21 protein-coding genes are annotated in these 23,282 nt (G+C 67.9%); 5 read left to right on the plus strand and 16 right to left on the minus strand.

Features of this window, described 5'->3' with window-relative positions; genetic code table 11:
- Positions 1-40: 40 nt before the first annotated feature.
- The 5 genes from HMPREF1868_RS05530 to HMPREF1868_RS05550 all read right to left on the minus strand — a co-directional run bounded on the left by HMPREF1868_RS05530 (position 41) and on the right by HMPREF1868_RS05550 (position 6,227).
- The gene (locus tag HMPREF1868_RS05530) at positions 41-916 is read right to left on the minus strand and encodes a dioxygenase family protein (protein WP_082719554.1); all 876 of its coding nucleotides are present in this window, start codon (positions 914-916) and stop codon (positions 41-43) included.
- Complete coding sequence (locus HMPREF1868_RS05535) at positions 913-1,356, minus strand: MarR family winged helix-turn-helix transcriptional regulator (protein ID WP_009279213.1); 444 nt, start codon at positions 1,354-1,356, stop codon at positions 913-915. The genes HMPREF1868_RS05530 and HMPREF1868_RS05535 overlap by 4 nt, the downstream gene beginning before the upstream one ends.
- A gap of 375 nt (positions 1,357-1,731) precedes the next feature.
- The gene (locus HMPREF1868_RS05540) at positions 1,732-2,535 is read right to left on the minus strand and encodes a nucleoside/nucleotide kinase family protein (protein ID WP_197414959.1); all 804 of its coding nucleotides are present in this window, start codon (positions 2,533-2,535) and stop codon (positions 1,732-1,734) included.
- A 9-nt stretch (positions 2,536-2,544) separates the two neighbouring features.
- Positions 2,545-3,603: a ribonucleotide-diphosphate reductase subunit beta gene (locus HMPREF1868_RS05545; RefSeq protein WP_062531142.1), complete on the minus strand. Its 1,059-nt coding sequence runs from the start codon at positions 3,601-3,603 to the stop codon at positions 2,545-2,547.
- A gap of 104 nt (positions 3,604-3,707) precedes the next feature.
- Positions 3,708-6,227, minus strand: a complete 2,520-nt coding sequence (locus HMPREF1868_RS05550) for a ribonucleoside-diphosphate reductase subunit alpha (RefSeq protein ID WP_062531144.1) — start codon at positions 6,225-6,227, stop codon at positions 3,708-3,710.
- A gap of 510 nt (positions 6,228-6,737) precedes the next feature.
- Between HMPREF1868_RS05550 and HMPREF1868_RS09590 the strand changes: the two genes are divergently transcribed.
- From HMPREF1868_RS09590 to HMPREF1868_RS05575, 5 genes are all read left to right on the plus strand, one after another.
- Entirely contained in the window at positions 6,738-7,793 is a 1,056-nt protein-coding gene (locus HMPREF1868_RS09590; RefSeq protein ID WP_082719556.1) for a glucosaminidase domain-containing protein, read from the plus strand.
- 48 nt (positions 7,794-7,841) lie between these two features.
- Positions 7,842-9,401 (plus strand): N-acetylmuramoyl-L-alanine amidase, encoded by a 1,560-nt coding sequence (locus HMPREF1868_RS09885; protein WP_197414960.1) that lies wholly within the window; start codon positions 7,842-7,844, stop codon positions 9,399-9,401.
- A gap of 37 nt (positions 9,402-9,438) precedes the next feature.
- Positions 9,439-10,065, plus strand: coding sequence for a hypothetical protein (locus HMPREF1868_RS05565; RefSeq protein ID WP_062531146.1), 627 nt, complete (start codon positions 9,439-9,441; stop codon positions 10,063-10,065).
- Between the two features lie 212 nt (positions 10,066-10,277).
- Positions 10,278-10,685, plus strand: coding sequence for a hypothetical protein (locus tag HMPREF1868_RS05570; RefSeq protein ID WP_062531149.1), 408 nt, complete (start codon positions 10,278-10,280; stop codon positions 10,683-10,685).
- Positions 10,686-10,796: 111 nt separating this feature from the next.
- Complete coding sequence (locus tag HMPREF1868_RS05575; RefSeq protein ID WP_062531151.1) at positions 10,797-11,582, plus strand: ZIP family metal transporter; 786 nt, start codon at positions 10,797-10,799, stop codon at positions 11,580-11,582.
- A gap of 138 nt (positions 11,583-11,720) precedes the next feature.
- Here HMPREF1868_RS05575 and HMPREF1868_RS05580 read toward each other — a convergent pair whose 3' ends face one another.
- The 11 genes from HMPREF1868_RS05580 to rpsB form a co-directional block, all read right to left on the minus strand.
- Positions 11,721-12,755, minus strand: a complete 1,035-nt coding sequence (locus HMPREF1868_RS05580; protein WP_062531153.1) for an alpha-hydroxy-acid oxidizing protein — start codon at positions 12,753-12,755, stop codon at positions 11,721-11,723.
- A 28-nt stretch (positions 12,756-12,783) separates the two neighbouring features.
- Entirely contained in the window at positions 12,784-14,502 is a 1,719-nt protein-coding gene (locus HMPREF1868_RS05585; protein WP_082719557.1) for a proline--tRNA ligase, read from the minus strand.
- Between the two features lie 87 nt (positions 14,503-14,589).
- Positions 14,590-15,723 (minus strand): flavodoxin-dependent (E)-4-hydroxy-3-methylbut-2-enyl-diphosphate synthase, encoded by a 1,134-nt coding sequence (ispG, locus tag HMPREF1868_RS05590; RefSeq protein WP_082719558.1) that lies wholly within the window; start codon positions 15,721-15,723, stop codon positions 14,590-14,592.
- A gap of 10 nt (positions 15,724-15,733) precedes the next feature.
- On the minus strand, positions 15,734-17,110 hold the full coding sequence (locus tag HMPREF1868_RS05595) for a site-2 protease family protein (RefSeq protein ID WP_062531157.1): 1,377 nt from the start codon (positions 17,108-17,110) through the stop codon (positions 15,734-15,736).
- A complete protein-coding gene (gene dxr / locus HMPREF1868_RS05600; RefSeq protein ID WP_197414961.1) occupies positions 17,107-18,303 on the minus strand; it encodes a 1-deoxy-D-xylulose-5-phosphate reductoisomerase in 1,197 nt (398 codons plus the stop codon). The genes HMPREF1868_RS05595 and dxr overlap by 4 nt, the downstream gene beginning before the upstream one ends.
- Positions 18,300-19,271, minus strand: a complete 972-nt coding sequence (locus HMPREF1868_RS05605) for a phosphatidate cytidylyltransferase (RefSeq protein WP_062531159.1) — start codon at positions 19,269-19,271, stop codon at positions 18,300-18,302. The genes dxr and HMPREF1868_RS05605 overlap by 4 nt, the downstream gene beginning before the upstream one ends.
- Positions 19,268-20,053 carry an isoprenyl transferase gene (locus HMPREF1868_RS05610; RefSeq protein WP_062531163.1) on the minus strand — a complete coding sequence of 262 codons (786 nt, stop codon included), beginning with the start codon at positions 20,051-20,053 and terminating at the stop codon, positions 19,268-19,270. The genes HMPREF1868_RS05605 and HMPREF1868_RS05610 overlap by 4 nt, the downstream gene beginning before the upstream one ends.
- 1 nt (position 20,054) lies before the next feature.
- The gene (gene frr / locus HMPREF1868_RS05615) at positions 20,055-20,600 is read right to left on the minus strand and encodes a ribosome recycling factor (RefSeq protein WP_062531165.1); all 546 of its coding nucleotides are present in this window, start codon (positions 20,598-20,600) and stop codon (positions 20,055-20,057) included.
- An 11-nt stretch (positions 20,601-20,611) separates the two neighbouring features.
- Positions 20,612-21,331 carry a UMP kinase gene (gene pyrH / locus HMPREF1868_RS05620; protein ID WP_062531168.1) on the minus strand — a complete coding sequence of 240 codons (720 nt, stop codon included), beginning with the start codon at positions 21,329-21,331 and terminating at the stop codon, positions 20,612-20,614.
- Between the two features lie 197 nt (positions 21,332-21,528).
- Positions 21,529-22,401, minus strand: a complete 873-nt coding sequence (tsf, locus tag HMPREF1868_RS05625) for a translation elongation factor Ts (protein ID WP_062531170.1) — start codon at positions 22,399-22,401, stop codon at positions 21,529-21,531.
- Positions 22,402-22,446: 45 nt separating this feature from the next.
- Positions 22,447-23,208, minus strand: a complete 762-nt coding sequence (rpsB, locus tag HMPREF1868_RS05630; RefSeq protein WP_009279194.1) for a 30S ribosomal protein S2 — start codon at positions 23,206-23,208, stop codon at positions 22,447-22,449.
- Between the last annotated feature and the right edge of the window lie 74 nt (positions 23,209-23,282).

The following is a 23,282-nucleotide window of genomic DNA, read 5'->3' on the forward strand; positions in this document are numbered from 1 at the left end:
CATTCTCGTTCGCTCAAGGCCAGTCGTGTCCGTCCGAGGGCTACCCCTGCCCACCCATGCCGAAGGCGTAGCCCGTCATGGCCATGGACCCCAGGTTGATCTTGTGGTTGAACACCAGGGGGCTCTCGCCCTCTGCGGCACCCATTACGAAGGGCAGCGGGAGGAAGTGGTCCGGCGTGGGAACGGCGTAGTCCGCGTCGGGGAGGCTTGCGTACGAGAGGACCGCGTCGTCGTCGCGCCCCTCGACGGCCGCGGTGACGCGGGCCTCGAAACGCTGGGCCTGGGGCGTGCCGCCGGGGTTGTGCCAGTCGGCCTCGTAGAGGTTGTGGACCACGTTGCCGGAGCCCATGACGAGGTAGCCCTCGTCGCGGAGGTGGGCAAGACCCTGGCCCAGCCGGTAGGCGTAGCGGGCGTCCTCGTCGCCGTTGACGGAGATCTGGACGACGGGGATCTTTGCCCCCGGGAACATGTGGACGAGGGGCGCCCAGGTCCCGTGGTCGATGCCCCAGTTGTCGCTCGCCGCGACCTCGATGCCCTTGGTGGCAAGGACGGCGTCGGTGAGCGCGCGATGGCCCGAGGGCTCGTACTTGAGGGCATAGAGCTCGTCAGGGAAGCCGTACATGTCATAGATCTGGCGGGGCCTCTCGGCGCTTTGGACCCAGCTTCCATGCGTGTACCAGTGCGCGGACGCCATGAGGATGGCCCTGGGCGTGCCAAACTCCTCGACCACCCTCCGGCCCAGCTGTGACATGCCCTCCGTGAGCTCGTCGTGACGCAGGGCGATCATGGGGTCGCCGTGGCCCACGAAGATGGCGGGCATCCTTCTGCGTCCGGTGTACGCAGCGGGCTCGGTCGTGGCCGCGTTGGGCGTGGCCTCCGCCGCACCGTTGGGCGTGGCCTCGTTTCGTGCTGTCATGATTCCTCCCTCTGCCCGCGACCGTCGTCACGGGCCACCTTGCTCAGAAGCAGCCAGAGCTGGCGCTTCTCGCCTTCGTCCAATGCAGAGAACCGCCTGCCGATGGCCCCCATCACCCGTGGGTAGGTCGCGCGCACGAGGGTGCGGCCCGCCTCGGTGAGGCTCACCATGTGCACGCGTGCGTCCGTGTCGGAACGGCCCAGGCTCACCAGTCCGTCGCGCTCGAGGTTGCGCGCCACGAGGGGGACGTTGCCCTGGGTGCCGAAGATGGCCGCCTGGATCCCGCCCATGGAGAGGGGACCGTGCGCGTCCAGCGCCTCGAGTACCTCGAACTGGGTGAGTGTGAGGCCGGAGGGACGGACCTCCGCCGCGCTCTCGCGGAAGATGCGGTTGCGGGCCCTGCTCAGGGCAGCGAAGAGGTAGTCGTCGGCGCTTGGCATGGATGGTCACGCTCCCTTCGGACTGGCCGGATTCCGTTGGCTGGTGTCCTTCTCTTGTCGACCGGTGTTCTTCTCTTGTCGACTGGTGTCCTTCTCCCCCGAACGCGGCAATTTATACCTAACTAGTTGTTTAAAGGGAGAATTGCCGCCCTTCTCCCCGTTCTCTATGCAACTTCCTGACTCTGACGCGCCTCTCCCCCGTTCTCTATGCAACTCTCTGACTTCGTCGAGGCGTCAACTGGCCTTTTGTTAGGGCAATTTCAGAGAAAGGCATAGAGAACGGAGCTGGGAGCAGGAGCTGGGGGCGGGAGCTGGGTGCGGAAGCAGGAGCTGGGGAGCGCGTCGAGAAGAGCGGCGCCGGGGTCGAGCGAGTGGTCAGCCCAGATGCCAGGTGTGGTCGGCGGGGAGGCTGTGGCCCAGCACGAGCTCGACGTTCCTGCTGTCGCTCCTCTGGTAGTGCGCCTCCGCCTCCTCGGGCGTGGAGCCGCCGGCCACCTTGCGCGCGACGAGCCGCCGGTGTAGGACCTCAGAGTCCTCCCGCAGCATGACGGAGACGTCGCAGAGCTCGCGCAGCCCCCTCCAGCCAGGCTCGTCCAGCAGCAGGTAGTTGCCCTCCACGAGCACGACCTCGCTCTCGACCCAGGGCCCCTCCGCACAGACGTCGTGGGTCGCCCGGCTGTAGCTGGGCCAGCGCAGGGCCTCACCCGCACGTAGGCGTGCGAGCGCTGCGGCGAGCGCCTCGACGTCGAAGGTCTGTGGCGCGCCCTTCACGCTCCTCAGTGTGGGGGCAGCAGGGTCGTCCCCCAGGTGGTGGGCGTCGAGCCAGACGTTGGGCCGGTGGAAGCCGTCCATTCCCAGCGCCTGCAGGGGAGCCAGCCCCTCTCGCCCGCACGAGAGCCCTTGGAGGAAGCTCGCGAGCGTGGACTTGCCCGCGCCGGGAGGCGCTGCCAGGAAGGCCACGACCCGCTTGCCGCCTGCCCGCGCCTCGTCGCGAAGCGAGGTCAGCTCACGCAGGAAGGGCAGGAAGAGACCCTCCACGTCCTCGCGCGCATAACTCGCGAGAACCTCCTGGTCGTTTATGAGGAGGGGCAGCTCGACTCGAGGACCGCCCTTCCCCCCTTGTGACGGCAGCTCGACCCGAAGACCGCCCTTCCCCCCTTGTGACTCTAGCGAGAGCAACGACATCCCCTACAGGTCGTCGACCAGGGCGGTGGACTTTGCGTAGGCCGTGGAGCGGGCCTCGAAGAAGTCCGTCTTCACCATGTTGGCGTTGGAGTACTGCCTGACCCAGGCCATGTCCTCCGGCTCGTGGCGCGCATCCTCGAAGAGGTAGCCGTAGCCCAGGGCGTTCCAGCGGAGGTTGCCCAGGTAGCGCACGTAGCCTTCCACCATGTCGCCCGTGAGGCCGGGAATCTGGTCGCCGATGACGTAGCGGCCCCAGGCGACCTCCTGGCGCACGCCCTCCTCGAGCATGGCGCGCAGCTCCGCGACAATCCGCTCGTCGAAGAGCTGCGGCTCCTCCTTCTGGAGCTCGCCGATGATGTTGCGGAAGAGCCAGAGATGGGTGTTCTCGTCGCGGTTGATGTAGCGGATCTCCTGGGCGCTGCCGGGCATCTTGCCGTTGCGAGCCAGGTTGTAGAAGAACATGAAGCCCGAGTAGAAGTACACGCCCTCGAGGATGTAGTTGGCCATGACCACGTGCAGGAAGGCACGCGCGTCCTGGTGCTCGACGAACTCGTTGTAGTTGTCGCCGATGAAGGTGTTGCGCCTCAGAAGGTGCTCGTCGTCGCGCCACTGGTAGAGGATCTGGTTGCGCTTCTCGGGCGAGCAGATCGTGTCGAGCATGTAGGAGTAGCTCTGGGAGTGCACGCACTCCTGGAAGGTCTGGATGCCCAGGCAGAGGTTGACCTCGTTTGCCGTGACGTACGCGCTCACGTTGGGGAGGTTGGCGCTCTGGAGGGAGTCCAGGAACACCAGGAAGCTCAGTATCTTGTCGTAGGCGCTGCGCTCTGCCTCGCTGAGGCGCGGGTAGTCCTTCACGTCCTGGGCCAGGTTGATCTCCTCCGGGACCCAGAAGTTGTTCATGGCCTGGCGGTACCAGTCGCTCACCCAGCCGTAGCGCATGTTGTTGAAGTCGTTGAGGTTGGTGGTGTTGCCGCCGATCATGCGGCGGTCGCGGACCTCGATGTCCCCCTGGGGATTGAAGAGCGCCTTGCGCACGAGGGCGCTGGACTTCTCTATGGCCATGGCCTGCCTTTCTGTTTGGCGTGACGAAGCGATGCTGGCGTAGCGAAGCGGCACGGCAAGAATATACGCCCCGGGCGACCCGTGAGTCTGACGGGGCGCGCCCACTACGACGAGCAGCTCTCGCACTCCTCCACCTCGAGGGACTTGGAGCGCACGTAGTAGACGGTCTTGACGCCGCGCTCCCAGGCCTCGACGTAGAGGGCGAGCACCTGCCTCATGGTGAACTCGTTGGTGATGTAGAGGTTCATGGACTGCGCCTGGTCGATGTGGCGCTGCCTCACGCCCGCCGCGCGCACCGACCAGCTCTGGTCGATGAGGTGGGCGGGCTTGTAGTACCAGTAGGTGCCCACGCTGAGCTCGGGGGCGATGCGCGGCAGCATCATGCCCTTCTTCTCCTCGAGGAAGAAGCGCCTCATGATGGGGTCCAGGCCCGCCGTGGTTCCCGAGAGGATCGAGGTCGAGCTGGTGGGGGCGACGGCCAGGAGGTAGGCGTTGCGCATGCCCTGCCCGGCCACGCGGGCGCGCAGCACGTCCCACTCGCCTCCGACGTAGCCGCGCTTGTCGAAGTAGGCGCCGGTCTGCCAGTCGGAGCCCTCGAAGAGCTCGTAGGCGCCCTTCTCCGCCGCGAGGTCGCTCGAGGCCTCGATGGCGTGGCGGTTGATGCGCTCGAAGACGTCGTCCACGAACTCCAGGTGCTCCTCGCTCTCCCACTTGATGTGGCGCTTGGCCAGCATGTGGTGGTATCCGCTCACGCCCAAGCCGATGGAGCGGTAGCGGTGGTTGGTGATCCTCGCATAGGGCAGCGCGTAGAAGTTGAGGTCGATCACGTTGTCGAGCGCGCGCACCACGGAGCGCACGGTCTGCCCGAGCTCGGCGTCGTCCTCCACGTCGATGCGGCCGAGCGAGAGGGACGCGAGGTTGCAGACCACGAAGTCCCCCGGACGCGTGGTGCTCACCACCACGGTGTCTCCGTCCGAGGTGACGACCTCGCGCGAGACGGACTTCATGGCGGAGGTGTTCTGGGCGATCTCGCAGCAGAGGTTGGAGCAGTAGATCATGCCCGCGTGCGGGTTGGGGTTGGCCCGGTTCACCGTGTCGCGCATGAAGGCGAAGGGCGTGCCCGTCTCCACCGCGGAGCGCAGGATCAGGCGCACGACCTCGCGGATGGGCATGCTGCGCTTGGGGATGCGGGGGTCCGCCACGCAGTCGAGGTAGCGCCTCTCCCACTCGTCGCCGAAGTAGTCCTCGATGGCATAGCCCTTGACGGTCAGGACGTCATGCGGGTCCATGAGGTGCCACTCCTGCGACATGTCCTCCTTGGCCATCCTCCAGAAGAGGTCGGGATAGCAGACCGCGGGGAAGACGTCGTGGGCCTTCATGCGTTCGTCGCCGTTGTTGGTGCGCAGCTGTAGGAACTCGGGCAGGTCGCGATGCCAGGCATCGAGGTAGACCGCGACGGCGCCCGAGCGCACGCCCAGCTGGTCCACCGCCACGGCGGTGTCGTTGATCACGCGGATCCAGCGTACGACACCGCCCGCGGCGCCCTTGTAGCCGCGAATCGAGCCGCCCGCCGCGCGCACCTTGCCCAGGTACATGCCCATGCCGCCGCCATACTTCGAGACCTGTGCGAAGTTGTCGACCGAGCGGTAGATGCCCTCGAGGGAGTCGGGCACCGTGTCGATGAAACAGCTCGAGAGCTGGTGCTGGGGACGCCGCGCGTTGGAGAGCGTGGGCGTGGCCATGGTTACCTTGAGCTGGCTCAGCATGTCGTAGAAGCGGGCGACCCACCCAAGCCGGACGCCGGGGTCCTCGCGCAGGGCCAGGTGCAGGGCGATGCCCAGGAACATCTCCTGCGGGGTCTCCAGCGCCTCCCCCTCGAAGGAGCGGATGACGTAGCGGCGCAGGACCAGGTCCATGCCCGCGTAGTCGAAGAGGTCGTCACGGGAGTCGTCGATGAGCGCCTGGGCCTCGTCTATCTCTGCCCTGGTATAGCCCTCGAGGATGTATTCGCCATAGAGCCCGAGGTCGGTGAGAAGGCGCAGCTTGTCATAGAAGGAGCCCACGGAGCGACCCGCCATGAGGGCCGCGACCCTGCGGTGGTGTCCGTAGGCGAGGATGCGTGCGGCGACGTAGCTCCACTTGGGGGCGTCCTTGCTGGTGAGCTCCACCGCGGCGCGCATCAGGGCGTCAAGGCGGCCGTCGGTATCGAGCTCGTCGGTGAGAAAGCCGCGGAAGCGGCCGAGGAGCGACGCCGTGGCGTACTCCTCGTCCAGGAAGTCGTGCTGGATGCGGGCGATCACGGGCGAGAGGCCCTCGTCACCCACGAGCCGCACGATCTCCCGGCGCTGCTGGCGAAGCTCGCTGCGGCGGGAGCGGTACAGGATGTAGGCCTTGGCCTGCGCGAAGTGCCCCTCGCGCATGAGCGCCTCCTCGACGAGGTCCTGGACCTGCTCGACCGTGGTGGCGCCCTCCTCGGCCATGCGGGCTTCGACCGCGGTGACGAGGGCCTCGAGCTCGCCCCCGGCGAGCTGGGCCGACGTGGCGGCGAAGGCCTTCTGGATGGCGCGGCCGACCTTGGAGGGGTCGTATTCCTCCGTCGAGCCGTTTCTCTTGACTATCTGCATCGTTGCTCCCGTTGTTGCGGCGCAAATGGGGCGCGCGATTAATTGACCCGGTGACAATAGCATATCTTGGCCCCAGGACATGCGAACGCATGCAACATCTCGTTGCTGATTTTGTGCCACGCACAATATGTTGGTGAAAACAGCAATTCAAAGAGCAGCTAGGGGCCTGCCAGGACGAACGCGCCGCGATATGGGAGGCTAGTTCGGGTCGCGCGTTGGTGCGCGTCCGCACGGCCCGTTGCGGCAGCCTCTCGCGCAAATGGCATGTGGCTTGCGCGGGAAAGGCGCATAACACCAGGTCGTTGGGAATTGGCGCGCAGACCACGAGCAGCTTGTGCGTGACATATGCGATGTGCGACCCCGCCCCGTGCCATGCGGAGTCGTACACAATCGGCATATCCACACAACTGAAAAATACGTGTGGCTCTTACGCACAAAAGCGCAGGTCAAGGGTATTCGACCATGCCGCTGCTAGAATGTTCAGCCTAAGCCTATCGAAAGGACATCGCCATGAAGCATGCCCCCGGCACAAGCGTCGCGCTTGCGGCGGCATCCGCCTGCCTCGCGCTCGCAATCGGGATGGCAGCGGCCTCCCCCGCCCTCGCGCAGAACTCCGGCGCCTCCATCGACATGCAGCGCCTCTACAACCCCAACTCGGGCGAGCACTTCTACACCGCAGACACCTCCGAGGCCAGCGGGCTCGTCAGCCTGGGATGGCGCCACGAGGGCTCCGGCTGGGTGGCGCCCCAGAAGTCTTCGACGCCGGTCTATCGCCTCTACAACCCCAACGCGGGCGACCACCACTACACGACAAGCGTCGAGGAGAGGGACGTCCTGGTCGAGAAGGGCTGGAACGACGAGGGAGTGGGCTGGTACTCCAGCGACAACAAGTCCGTCGCCGTCCTGCGCCAGTACAACCCCAACGCAAAGGCGGGCGCGCACAACTTCACGACCAGCAGCGCCGAGAATGACAACCTGGTCAATGCCGGCTGGAACGCCGAGGGCGTGGCTTGGTACGCCGTGGCCGAGGGGAAGCCCGCCGTCGACGGGGCCATCATGGGGGTGAGCGACGTGTCACCGCAGAGGATGGCGTCCTGGTTCAAGTCCAAGGGCGGCAGCTATCCCACGAGCATCGAAGCGAAGGGAGGGGCGGCCACGATCGAGGACTTCACGAGGATTCTCTGCGAGGAGGCCGCCGCCGAGGGCGTGCGTGCCGAGGTCGTCTTCTGCCAGTCCATGATCGAGACCGGCTGGTTGCGCTATGGCGGGGACGTGATTCCCGAGCAGTACAACTACGCCGGCATCGGCACCACGGGGGACGGCGTGAGGGGCGCCTACTTCGCCAACGTGCGAGAGGGGCTTCGCGCCCAGGTACAGCACCTCAAGGCCTATGCCTCGACAGAACCCCTCGTCAACGCGCAGGTCGACCCGCGCTTTGGCCTGGTCCAGGAGAGTCGCGGCGTGGCGCCCACCGTGTATGACCTGGGCGGAAGGTGGGCGGTTTCCAAGACCTACGGCGGACAGATCGCCTCGCTCATGAACGAGCTCGCCAACTACAAGGCTTAGCGGCTCGACGCCAGGACTGCCGGCGCCGACGACGAAACGGATGGTTAGATGGAACTGAGCAAGAAGAGAAGAAGGGCCCTCCTCGCCCTGGCACTCACGGCCGTGCTGGGCATGGGCGTGACGCCCGCCTGGGCGGGCGTCACGCCCACGGAGGGACAGAACGTGGTAGCTGGGAAAACCACGGCCGAGCAGGCGGAGACGTCCGCGCCCATGCTGGATGCGGAGGACGCGGGTGAGGCTGCGGCTCCGCAGGAGCTTGCGCTTCCCGCCCAGGAGGCGCCTCTCCCCGAGGAAGCCAAGTCGCCCGCCCCTGCCGACGAGAACGAGGCACAGGCAACGGACGCCGAGGTAGGCTCCGCGCCCGCAGGCGACGGGGCAAAGACCGACCAGCAGGAGGCGACCAAAGCGGAGCCCGCCACCAAGGCCGCCGGGCAGACGCCCGCCTCCGGCGATGGCGCTGATGACGGCAGCGGCTCGACCATGGCCGAGCTCGAGGAGCTCTCCAAGACCACGAACGTAGACGAGCTCGTGGCGAGCAAGCCGCAGGTCGTGCGCGACGAGGCGCCCCTGCAGCTTCGCAAGCTCGCCAAGACCGCATCCGTCAAGTCGATCGAGATGATGCGCCTCTACAACCCCAACTCGGGCGAGCACTTCTACACCAGCAACGCGGAGGAGGTGGCGAACCTGCGCTCCCTGGGATGGAGGCTCGAATCCGTCGGCTGGGTCGCGCCAGAGACCTCAAACGTCCCGGTCTATCGCCTCTACAACCCCAACGCGGGCGACCACCACTACACCACCAGCGTCGAAGAGCGCGACGACCTCGTCAGGCTGGGATGGCACGACGAGGGCATAGGCTGGTACTCGGACTCCGGCGAGACCGTCGCGCTGCTGCGCCAGTACAACCCCAACGCCAAGGCGGGCGCTCACAACTTCACGACCAGCGAGGAAGAGAACGACAGCCTGGTCAGGCTGGGCTGGCGCGCCGAGGGCATCGGCTGGTACGCACTGGCGGCCGGCTACGCCATCGATCCCAAGGAGACGAGCTACATCTATCTGGATGCCGGGCACGGTTGGCAGAGCAACAGGCCGACCAAGTGGGACCCAGGCGCACAGGGCAACGGATACGACGAGGCAGACCTGACCCACGACCTCACCGCGAGGGTCGCAAAGTACGCCCGCGAGCTCTATGGCCTACGCGTCTACAACAATGGGGATGCCGGTCCGTCACTCGTTGACTACTCCGGACGCCAGGCAGACGCCAAGAGCCGCGGCTGCACCTCGCTGGTCTCAATCCATTTCAACGCCAGCGAGGACTCGCGCGCCACCGGCTACGAGAGCTACCGCCACTCGGAAACGCCCAACCCACGTTCCGCTCGGCTCCAGTCCATCATGCACGCGCAGCTCACCTCCACGGGCCTGCGCAACAGGGGCGCACGGAGCGCAGTCATCGCCGTGGTGAGCGGTCGCAACGACGGCCTTCCCGCGACCCTGCTCGAGATCTGCTTCGTCACGAACCCCTACGACATGCGCCAGTACATGGCAAACCGCGACAAGGTTGCCCGCGCCCTCGCCAAGGGCCTCTACGAGGCCGCGCAGGCCGGCTTCTGATCGACCAGCCCAGACCAAACGCCCAAGGAGGACACGGATGAGAAGGTACGTGCTCGCGCCCCGCGCCGCCAGCATCGCCCTGGTGGGACTGTTGGCCCTGAGCCCCCTGACACTCGCAGGCTGCGACCAGCAGCAGCCTACGACGCCCGCCGAAAGTGACGCCCAGCAGACGGAATCCAAGGACTCCAAAGCGACGGACGGAAAAGACGGCTCGGCTACCGGCGACGAGGGCAAGGACACCCAAGCCACCGTCACGGCAGACATGGGCAAGGGAGACACGCTCGTGTCTCTCACCAACTCCCTCGGCTTCGACATCAGCTCCGTCGCCGTCAAGGACGCCGCCGCCCAGGACTTCGACGCGACGAACAGCTTCGACGGGGTCGACCTCGCGGACGGCGACACCAAGACCCTCGCCTACGAATCGGTCCAGGGGGCCGGCAGCTACGACCTCAGACTCGGCGTCGGTCCCGACAGCTACTTCCTCGTCAGGGGCGTTGACCTCGCAAACGCCAAGGACGTGAGGCTCCTCATGGACGAGGGCGTGGCCTACGTGAGCTACACCGACGCCACGACCGGCGAGGAGAGGAACAACCACGACGAGGTCGTCGCCGCCGCGATGGACCCCGACCTCCCGACCTACGACAAGGAGACCCAGAGGGACTAGCCCCCTAGCGCTCGCGCGCAAACCAAGGGAAGCCTGCGCGCGATTCCGCGAAAGGCCTGCTCGCGTCGAGGGGCCGCGCAAACCAGGAATGGGCTGTGCGGCCCCTACTGCTACCGTCCGCCCGTTTGGGGCCCCGGCTCGGACCCCAGCCTTCCCCTCGGCTAGTACACTTGCAGCTCGAGTCCGTATTTCCCGACCGCTCCGGAGGTCACATGAGCGCAAACCTCAACAAGATCAAGTACGTCGCCATCGCCGCCATCGCACTGGGCGCCATGGGTCTCTTCCTGGCCGTCCTCTCGCTCACCCAGACGCCGCTGCTCGCGGCCCGATGGGCGTTTGCGGTGGGGTCCGCCAGCTCCATCGTGCTGGGCATCCACTGCCTCACGATGCTGGGCGGCGTCGCCGTGGGGCAGCGCGTGCGCGACGCGGCCTCCATCTCGCTGCTTGTGAGCCTCTTCTGCTCCTTCGTCGTGGTGGTCCCGCCCCAGAAGGCGCCGCGCCTCCCCCTGCACCTGCTGCTCATCATGCTCGTCATGACGGCAGCGCTCGTGCTCTATTCCACCGGCCGCGACACCGCGGCGCTCGAGCGCATCGGCAGCAGGAAGAAGAAGGCAAAATAGCAGTAGATTAGTCGCAATTCGAGGCATAGCGCCCACTCCAGAGGGGTAGCCTGTAGCGGGGTCCGTCGGGCCCCGCTCGTCTTGCACGCGCCATCCGTCAGGAGCACTCACATGCCAGAGGTAGCACAGGGGCTCGCCATCCCCTTCGCCGGAACAACGCTGGGCGCCGCCATGGTCTTCTTCGCCCGCAGGCAGATGGGACGGGAGGTGCAGAGGGCGCTCACCGGCTTCGCCGCCGGCGTCATGGTGGCGGCCTCCATCTGGAGCCTCATCATCCCCGCCATCGACGACTCCGCCAGCCTGGGCAGCTTCGCCTTCATGCCCGCCCTCGTGGGCTTCTGGGCGGGGACCCTCTTCCTGCTGCTGCTCGACAGCATCCTCCCCCACCTGCACCTTGGAGCGAAGGACGACGAGCCGGAGGGCATCAGGACCCGCCTGCAGCGCACCACCCTCATGGTGCTCGCCGTCACCATCCACAACATCCCCGAGGGCATGGCCGTCGGCGTCGTGTACGCGGGCTGGCTCACCGGCAACTCCGGCATAACGCTCGCCGGCGCGCTCGCGCTCTCGCTGGGCATCGCCATCCAGAACTTCCCCGAGGGCGCCATCATCTCGCTGCCGCTGCGCGCCGAGGGCGCCAGCAAGGGCCGCGCCTTCCTGGGAGGATTCCTCTCGGGCGTGGTCGAGCCCATCGGCGCCGTCCTCACCATCATGGCCGCGCGCCAGGTCGTGCCCCTCCTCCCCTACCTCCTGAGCCTCGCCGCGGGAGCCATGATGTACGTCGTGGTGGAGGAGCTCATCCCCGAGATGAGCGAGGGGGAGCACTCCAACGTGGGCGTGCTCATGTTCGCCCTCGGCTTCACCGTCATGATGACCCTGGACGTGGCCCTGGGCTAGGAAAGGGGCGTCGTCGGACGAGAGGGACGTCCCGCCTCGACCCGAAGGGCGTCACCTCGCAGAGCTGCCCCCGTGGCCCTAAGGCTACGGGGGCAGTCGCATGCCCGGGGCTTGGCGGGTGGTACGCGGTCCTTGGCCCTACACCTCAAGGAGCATGTCGCGCGTGACCTCCGCCACGCCTCGCGCCCCGCACATCGCCATGGCGTCCACGAGCTCCGCCCTGAGCTGGGCGAGGTACGCGCGCACGCCCTCCTCCCCTCCTCCAAAGGCGGCGACGGCCACGGGGCGGCAGACCAGCGCCGCGTCCGCGCCCAGCGCGAGCGCGCGAAAGAGGTCGGCGCCGCTTCTGATGCCGCCGTCCACCAGCACGCAGAGCTCCCCTCCCACGACGTCCACGACCGACGGGAGCACCTCCGCCGTGGCGGGCACCCCGTCCAGGACGCGACCACCGTGGTTCGAGACCACGATGGCGTCGACGCCCGCCTCGAGCGCCTTGAGCGCCCCGCGCGGGCCCAGGATGCCCTTCGCGACGAAGGGGACGCCCGCCCCGTGGCAGGCGTCCGCGAGCTCGCGGAGCTGGGCCACGTCCTTGGGACCCGCGGGAGGCTGCTGACCCCTGAGGAAGGGCAGCCCCGCGCCGTCCACGTCCATGGCGACCGCCGCGGGGTGCGCCGCGAGGGCGGGCTCGAGCTTCTTGAGGACCGCGCCCATCGACCAGGGCTTGATGGTGGGGATGCCCGCGCCGCCGAGGCCGGCTATGAGGCCACAGGCGCGCTCGTGCACCTCGGGCCTGAGGCCGTCGCCCGTCCAGGCGAGAGTCCCCTCGGCCTTGGCGGCACGCAGGACCATGCCGTTGTAGTCCAGGTCGTCCAGCTCGTCACCGTAGTGGCGGTGCACGTCTCCCAACGGGGCCACCATGAGGGGGAGCGAGAGGCGCCTGCCCAGGAAGTCGCAGGATGGGTCGGGGTCGCTGCCGTCGCTGGCATAGAGGGTGTCCATCACGAGCCGCCAGCGCTCCCACGCCTCGAAGTTGCGGATGGCGACGGTTCCCGAACCCTTGGCGCCGGGGCCCGGCACGCCGCCTCCGCAGGCCCTGCCGTTGCAGGTCGGGCAGGCCTTGCAGACCGGTCCCATGTGGCCGCGCGCGGCGGCGGCAAGCTCCCTGTAGCCCATGTCCCTCTCCCCCAGAACCGGCTCTCCCCTAGGCCCTTCGCCCCTCGACCATGCCCGCGAGGACGGAGGCGAGCTCCTCGATGGGAACCTCGCGGCGCTCGCCCGTCTCGCGGACCTTGAGCTCGACGTTGCCGTTCTTGATGGCCTTCTTGCCGCAGACCACCTGGAAGGGGAAGCCCATCAGGTCGGCGTCGTTGAACTTGACGCCGGGACGCTCCTTGCGGTCGTCCACCACGACCTCGACCCCGCGGGCGACGAGCTCGCCGGCAAGGCGGTCTGCGACGGGCCAGACCAGCCCGTCGTGCACGTCCAGGGGGATGACCTCGACCTCGTAGGGGGCGACGGAGACGGGCCAGCAGATGCCATGCTCGTCGTGGTGCTGCTCGACGACGGCAGCCAGGGTGCGCGACACGCCGATGCCATAGCAGCCCATGAGGAAGGGCCTCTCCCTGCCGTCCTCGTCCGCGAAGGTGGCGCCCATCGCCTCGGAGTACTTGGTGCCCAGCTGGAAGACCTGGCTCACCTCGATGCCGCGGGCAGACTTGAGCGCCGCGCCGCAGCGCGGGCAGGCGTCGCCCTCCTGGGCGCTCGCGAGGTCGAGCCACTCGTCCACCTCGAAGTCGCGGCCGGGACGCGCGCCCAGGAGGTGCTGGCCCTCCTCGTTGGCGCCGACGACCCAGCTTGTGGAGTCGCGCAGGGCGACGTCGGCCACCACGCGGACGCCCTCGGCCACGCCGACGGGGCCCATGAAGCCCGCCACCAGGCCCGCACGGGCGAGGTCCCCCGGCTCCATCATGTGGTAGTGGCCGAAGGCGTGCTCGGCCTTGACCTCGTTGAGCTCGTGGTCTCCGGGGAGGACGGCCAGGACCAGGCTCCCGTCCTCCGCCTGGAGGGCGACGGACTTGCGGCAGGCCGCCTCCTCGACGCCGAGGAAGGCCGCGAGGGCCGAGATGTTGCCCTCGATGGGCGTGGCGACCTTCTGGAGCCCGCCGTCCCCCGGACCCTCGAGGACGCGGACCTGCGCCGTGGCCGCCTCGGTGTCCGCGGCGAAGCCGCAGGCGTCGCAGTACACGAGCTCGGCCTCGCCGGCGTCCGCCAGGGCCATGAACTCGACGGAGGTGTCCCCGCCGATCTGGCCGGAGTCGGCTACGACGGGGAGGGCGCGCAGCCCGCAGCGCTCGCAGACGTTGGCGTAGGCGGCCTTCTCCTGGTCATAGCACTCCTGCAGCGACTCCTGGGTCGCGCTGAAGGAGTAGGCGTCCTTCATGATGAACTCGCGACCGCGCATGAGGCCGAAGCGGGGCCGAAGCTCGTCACGGAACTTGTCCTGGATCTGGTACAGGGTGACGGGGAGCTGCTTGTAGGAGCGCAGCTCGTCGCGGACGAGGTCGGTGAAGGTCTCCTCGTGGGTGGGACCCAGGGCGAAGCCGCGGTCGTGGCGGTCGGTGATGCGCATGAGCTCGGGGCCGTAGGCGGCCCAGCGGCCGGACTGGCGCCAGAGCTCGCCGTCGGTGAGGATGGGCGCCTGCATCTCCTGTGCGCCGATGGCCTCCATCTCGTCGCGGATGATGGCCTCGATCTTGCGGAGGGACCTCCATGCCAGGGGGAGGTAGCTGTAGAGCCCCGCCGCACCCTTGCGTATCATGCCCGCGCGCAGGAGTAGGCGATGGCTGGCCAGCTCGGCGTCCGCCGGGTCCTCCTTCAGGGTGGGCGCGTACAGCCTCGACATCTTCTCGTAGCTTCTCAACCTGCGTTCCTTCCTTGCTTGCCCTTGCTCCGGACGCGTCCGGACGAGTCGACCAGAACATGATACGCCCCACGAGGGGCAACGTCCCTAAGCCTTGCTGCCGTAGCGCTCCTCGATCTCTCGGAAGAGCTCGTCGACGATCTGGCCCTCGGGCACCTTGCGGATGGGCTCGCCGTTCTGGAAGAGGAGCCCCTGGCCCCTGCCGCAGGCGACGCCCAGGTCGGCGTCGCGCGCCTCGCCGGGGCCGTTCACGACGCAGCCCATGACGGCGACCGAGATGGGGGCCTCGACCCCCTGGAGCCGCTCCGAGACCCGCTCGGCCATGCCGATGAGGTCCACCTGGCAGCGGCCGCAGGTGGGGCAGGACACGAGCTCGGGGTGGAGCCTGCGCATGCCAAGGGCCGAGAGTAGGTCCCAGGCGACGCGCACCTCCTCGACGGGGTCCGCGGTGAGCGAGAGCCTGAGCGTGTCGCCGATGCCCTGCTCGAGCAGGATCCCCACGCCGGCGCAGTTCTTGACCGTGCCCTGCCGGAGCGTGCCGGCCTCGGTCACGCCCACGTGGAGCGGCACGTGGGGCAGCCTGCGCGAGAGCTCGCGGTAGGTGGCGAGCGTCGTGGGGACGGAGTGCGCCTTGGCGGAGAGGACCACGTCCCTGAAGCCGCGCTCCTCGAAGTGGCGCACGAAGGCCTCCGCCGAGGCGACGAGCTTCTGGGGCAGGCTGAGGTCGCGCCTCTGGTCGACCTCGCGGTCGAGAGAACCCGCGTTGACGCCGATGCGAATGGGGATGCCCGCCGAACCCGCCTCTTCGATCACCGCGTCCACGCGCTCGAAGGAGCCGATGTTTCCCGGGTTGATGCGCAGTGCCGCGGCACCCCTCCTGCAGGCCTCGATGGCGAGCCTGTGGTCGAAGTGGATGTCCGCCACGACGGGAAGGGGGCTCATCGCGCAGACCTCGCCGAAGCCGTCGAGCGCGCCGGCGTTGGGGATGGCCACGCGGATGATCTCGCAGCCCTCGGCGGCGAGGCCCCCTATCTGTGACAGCGTGGCGGCGGGGTCCGAGGTCTTCGTGGTGCACATCGACTGCACCGAGACGGGGGCACCCCCTCCCACGGGGACCCCTCCCACCATGACCCGGCGCGTGAGCTCGCGGGCGGCGCGCGGCTTGGCGCCAGCCCGTCCTTCCGTGGTGTCGGCCGGCCCTTCCGTGACTCTCTCTTCCATGGCTTGCCACCTATCCTATGACGAGGCGGGTGATGTCGTTCTTGAGCGCGAAGACGAAGATGACGAGGAACACCGCGATGCCCAGGTAGCCCACGACCGTCTGCGCGCGGGACGAGAGCTCGCGCCTGAGCGCGGCCTGCACCAGCTCGACGAGCACCTTCCCCCCGTCGAGCGGCGGGATGGGCAGGAGGTTCATGAAGCCCAGCGACATGGAGATCATGGCCACGAAGAGGGCGAGGTCATAGGCCCCCGAGGAGGCCGCCTGGGACGCCATGGCCGATATGCCCACCACCGAGGAGGTACCCTGCAGGGTCTGCATCGTCCGGGCGGGCGTGATGAGGTCGAGCGCGAAGCGGGCGACCGCGCGCCCATACGAGAGGGCCGCCAGGGCGGACTGGCCCACCCCGAGCCTGACACGCTGGGTCTGGGCGAGGACACCGAGGCTGCCCAGCCCCTCCCCGACCTCGACCCTGACGGTGGAGGTCGTCCCGTCGCGCAGGTAGCTCAGGCTGAAGTCCTCCTTCGCTCCCAAGGCGGCGTCCAAGGCGGCGGAGAGGGACCTCCAGTCGCTCACGGGAGTCCCCGCCACGTCCACGATCGCGTCGCCTCCCCTGAGGCCCACGGCCTCGGCGGCGGAGCCCGCGGTGACCCCTGCGATCTGGTTGGAGTCCACCACGCCCTCGACCCCCACGAGCGAGAGGGCGACGGTGATGACGAGGAAGGCCAGCAGAAGGTTGACGAGGGGGCCTGCGACGAGCGTGGCCAGGCGGGCGAGAAGCCCCTTGCCGTGATAGGTGCGGGAGAGCTCGCTTGCGAGGAAGGCCTCCGCGTCGTCGACGGGACGCGCCTCTCCCTCGCCCGTCGTGCCCGCCGCCTCGAAGTCGTGCCCGCGGTCGAACTGGGTGAGGAGCATGGCGTCGCGGCGCTGGGTCTGGAAGCTCTGCGGCCAGTCCGCCTGGCCGGGCCTCTCGCCCAGCTCCGGGTCATAGAGGGGGGCGATGGCGGCGAGGTCCGCGAGCGATCCCAGGAGGGCGTAGGCGCGGTCCTCCTCGATGGCCAGCTCCTCCGCCCCCTCCCTCGCGCTGCCCCTGCCCCGCCGCTGCACCAGGGAGAGGCAGGGGGCCAGGAGCTCGTCTTCCAGGGGCTCCATGCCGCAAATCCTCGTGTAGCCGCCCAGCAGGAGCGGGGTCACGCCGAACTCGCAGCCGATGCGCGGCGAGCGCCACGAGAGCCTCCAGCGGCTGGGCATGCCGAGGAAGAACTCCGTCACGCGCATGCCGCAGGCGCGCGCGGCGAGGAAGTGGCCCCCCTCGTGGACGAACACGAGGAGCGAGAGCACGAGGACGCCCCAGAACGCGGACGAGAGGACCCCGACGGCGGCGCTCATCGCAAGCCCTCCAGGACGCGGTGCGCGGACGCGCGGGACGCGCGGTCGACCTCCTCGAGCTGCTCGACGCTCTGGACGGGCTGGACGCTGGCAGCGTCCATGACCTCGCGGACCACGCGCTCGATGTCGAGGAAGCCGCACTCGTCCCTGCGGAAGGCGAGGTTGGCGACCTCGTTGGCCGCGTTCATGACGCAGGGGAGCGTGCCTCCCGCGCGTCCCGCGCGACGGGCGAGGCCCAGGCAGCCGAAGGCCCCCTCGTCGGGACGGGAGAAGCTGAGGTCGGGAAGGTCGCGGTACTCCACGCGGTCCGAGGGCGTCTCCCAGCGCTCGGGGTAGCTGAGGGCGTACTGTATGGGAATGCGCATGTCGGAGGGGCCGAGCTGGGCCTTCACGACGCCATCCGAGAACTCGACCATGGAATGGATCGTGCTCTGGCGGTGGACCAGGACGTTGACGTCGTCCACGTCGACGTCGAAGAGGTGGTGGGCCTCCAGGACCTCGAGGCCCTTGTTCATCAGAGTGGCCGAGTCGATGGTGATCTTGGGCCCCATGGACCAGGTGGGGTGCTTGAGGGCGTCCGCCGCCGTGACCTTGGCCAGCTCGTCGCGGCCCATGCCGAAGAAGGGACCGCCCGAGCAGGTGAGCCAGACCTTGTGGACGTCGCACCTGCGCTCCCCCACGAGGCACTGGTAGATGGCGCTGTGCTCGGAGTCTATGGGAAGGAGACGGCCGGGCTGGGCGAGCGGCATGAGGAGGTCGCCCCCCACGACGAGGGACTCCTTGTTCGCGTAGGTCAGGATCTTGTGCGCCCTGAGCGACTCGTGCCCCAGGCGGATGCCGGCGAAGCCCACGAGGGCGTTCACCACCACGTCCACGTCGTCGAGCCAGGCGACCTCCTCGAGGGAGCGGCCGCCCACGCGGAGCTCGCAGCCCCGAGGCAGGCCCTCGAGCGACGCGTCATGGGCGTGGCCCTCGTCGCTCACGTACACGTGCGAGGCACCGAACTCGCGGGCGGCGCGGACGACCAGGTCGCAGGACGAGTGGACGGAGAGCGCGGTCACGCGCAGCTTGTCGGGATGCTTGCGGCACACGTCGAGGGTTTGGGTCCCGATGGATCCCGAGGCGCCCATGACGGCGACGCGCAGAGGCCAGCGCCGAGGGGAGCTCGGGGCCGTGTCCTCGAATATGTTCACAGGATTCCTCCCATACGAAGGACGAGGTAGGCCGTCACGCAGCCGAAGAGCATGGAGTCAGAGCGGTCGAGGAGGCCGCCGTGCCCGGGCATGAAGTCGCCCGAGTCCTTGACGCCCACGCCTCGCTTGATGCGCGACTCGAAGAGGTCTCCCACTACGGCGATGGTGCCGACCAGGAGGCCGCCGGCAAGGGCGAGGGGGTAGGTCACGCCCCTCACGCCGAGCAGGGCGAGGAGGCACCAGACGAGGACGCTCGAGGCGAGGCCGCCCCAGAAGCCCTCGAAGCTCTTGTGCGGGGAGATCCTCGGCGCGAGCTTGTGCCTGCCGAAGCGCGTCCCCACGAAGTACGCCATGGCGTCGTTGAGCCAGACGGAGCCCATGACGCCGAAGGTGAGGAGGCCTCCCGAGGAGCCGGGGTCCGTGCTACGGATGAGCACGACGCAGGAGAACGTGAGCGAGGTGTAGACCGGCCCGAAGGCCGTGAGGGCCACGTCGGATATGTTGGCGCGCGGCGTCGCGACGTACCAGAAGGCGCAGGCGACGAGGAGCAGGACCAGGACCAGGAAGAGCCCCTCGGTGCCGAGCAGGAGCGCCGCGAGCGGGAAGAGCACGGACGCCGTGAGGCCAAAGACCTCGTTGGGCATGCGCCCGCCCATTCGTGCCATGCGGAAGAACTCCGAGCAGCAGAGCCAGGCCATCGAGGCGACCAGCGCCGTCGTGGGAACGCGCCCCCAGAAGAGGACGGCCACGATCACGACGAAGTAGATGGCGCCGGTGGTGGTGCGGGTCAGGGCCTTCTCGGTCCACCCCCTGGCCAGCTGCCCCCTCAGCTCGCCGGCGACGCGCGCGTCCTCCTTCGAGCGACGCTTGCGCTCGAGCCAGCTGATCGCCCGCTCTATGCCGGTCGTGCCAGGCGCCGTCTCCTGGGGGGAATCCGAGGAGGGACGCCGTTCCTCTTCCCCGCTCACTTGGCCTCCACACCCCCGAAGCGACGCTTGCGCGACTGGAAGGCCCTGACGGCACGGAGGTACTCCCAGCGGTCGAAGTCGGGCCAGTAGAGGTCGGTCACGTAGAACTCGGTGTAGGCGAGCTGCCAGAGCAGGTAGTTTGAGAGCCTGAGCTCGCCGGAGGTCCTGATCAGGAGGTCGGGGTCGGGCAGGCCCTCGGTGTAGAGCCTCGAGGCGAGAAGCCCCTCGTCCACGTCGTCGGCGCGCAGGCTCCCCCGCTCCACCTCCTGGGCGACCTCTCGCGCGGCGCGGGCAATCTCGGCGCGCGAGCCGTAGTTGACGGCCAGGGCGAAGGTCATGCCCGTGTGGTCCGCAGTCTCATCGAGGCCCTGTTGGAAGACGTCGAAGGTCTCCTTGGGCAGGGCGGAGAGGTCGCCGAAGAAGCGCAGGCGCACGTTCTCTTGGTGGAAGAGCGGCAGCTCCCTGACGAGCGTCGTCGCGAAGAGGTGCATGAGGAGGTCGACCTCGCTCTGCGGCCTCTTCCAGTTCTCCGTGGAGAAGGCATAGCACGAGAGCACGTCGACGCCGAGCCTCACGCTCGTGGTGACGGCCTCGCGCAGGGAGTCGACGCCGGCCACGTGCCCCTCGGGGCGGCTGAGGCCGCGCGCCTGGGCCCAGCGGCCGTTGCCGTCCATGATGATTGAGACGTGGCGCGGCACCCTCGAGAGGTCGACGTCCCTCAGCGAGACGTCCTCCGGGGACTCCGCGTAGTATTCCTCGAGCTTCTGCTGGTCTATGTTCAAGCTAGATCTCCATGACCTCGGCGGTCTTGGACTTGAGCATCTCCTCGACCTTCTCCACGAAGCCGTCGGTCACCTTCTGGATGGACTTCTTCTCGCGCGCGACATCGTCCTCCGAGAGCTCCTCGTCCCTCTCCGCGCGGGTGTTTGCGTCGCGACGCACGTTGCGGATGGCGATCTTTGCCTCCTCCGCGTACTTGTTGCAGTCCTTCACGAGCTCGCGGCGGCGCTCCTCGGTGGGCTTGGGGAAGGGCAGGCGGATGGAGATGCCGTCGTTGGAGGGGGTGATGCCGAGGTCGGAGGCCTCGATGGCCTTCTCGATGGACTTGAGGGCGGTCTTGTCCCAGGGCTCGACCACGAGCATGGAGGCCTCGGGGACCTTGACGCCGGCGAGCTGCGTGATGGGGGTCGCCTGGCCGTAGTAGTCGACCTTGATGCCGTCGAGGACGTGCGCGTTCGCGCGTCCGGTGCGCACCTTGGCGAAGTTGCCCCTCAGGACGTCGAGGCACTTGTCCATGTTCTTCCTGGCAAAGTCGGTGTACTCGCTCATGTGTGGCTCTCCTATTCGTCTACTACGGTCGTGCCGACGCTCTCGCCGCGGAGCGCGCGGTCGAACACGTCGTCTCCCAGCAGGTCGAAGACCATGATGGGCATGTGGTTGTCATGACAGAGGGCGGTTGCCGTGGCGTCCATGACCTGCAGGCCGCGGTTGAGGACCTCCATGTAGCTGATGCTCTCGAAGCGCTTCGCGTCGGGGTTCTTGACGGGGTCGCTGTCGTAGATGCCGTCCACCTTGGTCGCCTTCATGAGGACCTCGGCGCCGATCTCGCAGGCGCGCAGCGCCGCGGCGGTGTCGGTGGTGAAGTAGGGGTTGCCGGTGCCGGCGGCGAAGATGGTGATGCGCCCCTTCTCGAGGTGGCGGATCGCACGGCGGCGGATGTAGGTCTCGGAGACCTGGTGCATCTCGATGGCGCTCATGACGCGGCACATCATGCCGCTGTGCTCGAAGGTGTCCTGGAGCGCGAGGGAGTTGATGACGGTGGCGAGCATGCCCATGTTGTCGCCCTGGGCTCGGTCCATGCCCGCCGCCGCACCCGAGAGCCCGCGGAAGATGTTGCCGCCACCGACGACGATGGCGATCTGGACGCCGGCGTCATAGGCCGGCTTGACCGCCTTGGCGATGAGCCGTGGGACCTCGGGGTCGATGCCGAAGTCCTTGGAGCCCATGAGCGCCTCGCCCGAGAGCTTGAGAAGCACGCGCTTGTACTTGTAGTTATCCAAGATGTGACCTCCAGAGACAGGCAATCGCTAGGGCCCGACGGACGTCTGACCCCACTGATTCTAACAGAGGGGAAGACCCTACCTGCGGCGCAGGCTGCCGGGGACGGCGAAACGGAGGGAACCTTGATGAGAAAAGGGACCCGCGCCGAGGCACGGGTCCCAAGGTTCGCGTCTGTCCTGGCAGGAGGTCTCCCGGCCTACTCCTCGCCGAAGGCGAAGCGCTCGAAGCCCAGGATCTGCACGTCGTCGCTCACGGCCTTGCTGACGCCCTTGGCGAGCTCGGCGATGGTCGTGGAGGAGTCCTTGATGAACTCCTGCTCGGTGAGGACGCACTCCTTGTAGAACTTCTCGAGCTTGCCGACGGCCATCTTCTCCTGGATGAACTCGGGCTTGCCGGACTCGGCGGCCTGGGCCATGTAGATGGACTTCTCGTGCTCGACGACGTCGGCGGGGACGTCCTCGCGGCGCGCGGCGACGGGAGCGGAGGCAGCGACCTGCATCGCGACGTCGTGGGCGAAGCTCTTGAACTCGTCGGCAGTGGCGGTGGCGTCGTTGGCGAAGCCGAAGGAGACGATGTCGCCCAGCTTGCCTCCCAGGTGGATGTAGCTGGCAAGGGCGCCGGACTCGACGGAGACACGCTTGAAGCGGGCCACCTTCATGTTCTCGCCGATGACGTGGATCATCTCGGTCAGCTCGTCGGCGACGGTGGCGTCACCCATCTTGCAGGCCTTGAGCGCCTCGACGTCGGCGGGGTCGTTCTCTGCGACGACCTTGGCGAGGTCGGCGGCGAAGCCGGTGAACTTGGGGTTGGTGCCCACGAAGTCGGTCTCGCAGGTGAGCTCGAGGATGGCGCCGAGCTTGCCGTCCTCAGAGATGTAGGTGGCGATGGTGCCCTCGTTGGTGTCGCGGCCGGCGCGCTTGACGGCCTTGGCGACGCCCATCTTGCGCAGGACGTCGACGGCCTTCTCGATGTCGCCATCGGCCTCGACGAGGGCCTTCTTGCACTCCATCATGGGGGAGTCGGTCATCTCGCGCAGCTGCTTGACCATAGCGGCGGTGATCTGTGCCATGTTGTGCCCCTCCTTTGGGGATGTGAGTCTGCGGAAAGGGAAGTGCTACTCGGCCGCGGGGGCCTCGACCTCGACGGCAGGGGTGGTCTCGCCAGAGGCCATCTCCTCGACCGAGATCTGCTCCTTGCCGGAGCCAGCCAGGACGGCGTCGGCCACGAGCTCGCACATGAGGTTGACGGAGCGGATGGCGTCGTCGTTGGCGGGGATGCCATAGTCGATCACGTCGGGGTCGGAGTTGGTGTCGAGCAGGCCGACCACGGGGATGTGCAGGCGGTTGGCCTCGCGGATCGCGATCTCCTCGCGCTTGGTGTCGACCACGAAGAGCGCCTGGGGTAGGGCCTTCATGTCACGGACGCCACCCAGGTTGCGCTGGAGCTTCTCGAGCTCCTTGGTCAGGACGGCCTGCTCCTTCTTGCCGCGGGCGGCCATGCGGCCGTCCTCCACCATGGCCTCGAGCTCCTCCATGCGGTCGATGCGGGAGCGCATGGTCACGAAGTTGGTGAGCATGCCGCCGAGCCAGCGCTGGTTGATGAAGGGCATGCCGCAGCGCTCGGCCTGGGCCGCGATGGGCTCCTGGGCCTGCTTCTTGGTGCCGACGAAGAGGACGCGGCCGCCCTTTGCGGCGGTGTCCTTGAGGAAGGTGTACGCCTTGTCGGCGTCCATGACGGTCTGCTTGAGGTCGAGGATGTAGATGCCGTTGCGCTCGCCGAAGATGTAGGGCTTCATCTTGGGGTTCCAGCGGCGCGTCTGGTGACCGTAGTGGCAGCCGGCCTCGAGCAGAGTGCGGATGTTGATCTTGACAGCCATGTCTAACCTCCATTGGTTTGGCCTCCGCGTGAGGTCATCCCCGCTGGGGCCACCCTGGACTTGGCTGTTGTCCC

The sequence above is a fragment of the Olsenella sp. DNF00959 genome, assembly GCF_001553055.1.
Classification (GTDB): domain Bacteria; phylum Actinomycetota; class Coriobacteriia; order Coriobacteriales; family Atopobiaceae; genus Olsenella_I; species Olsenella_I phocaeensis.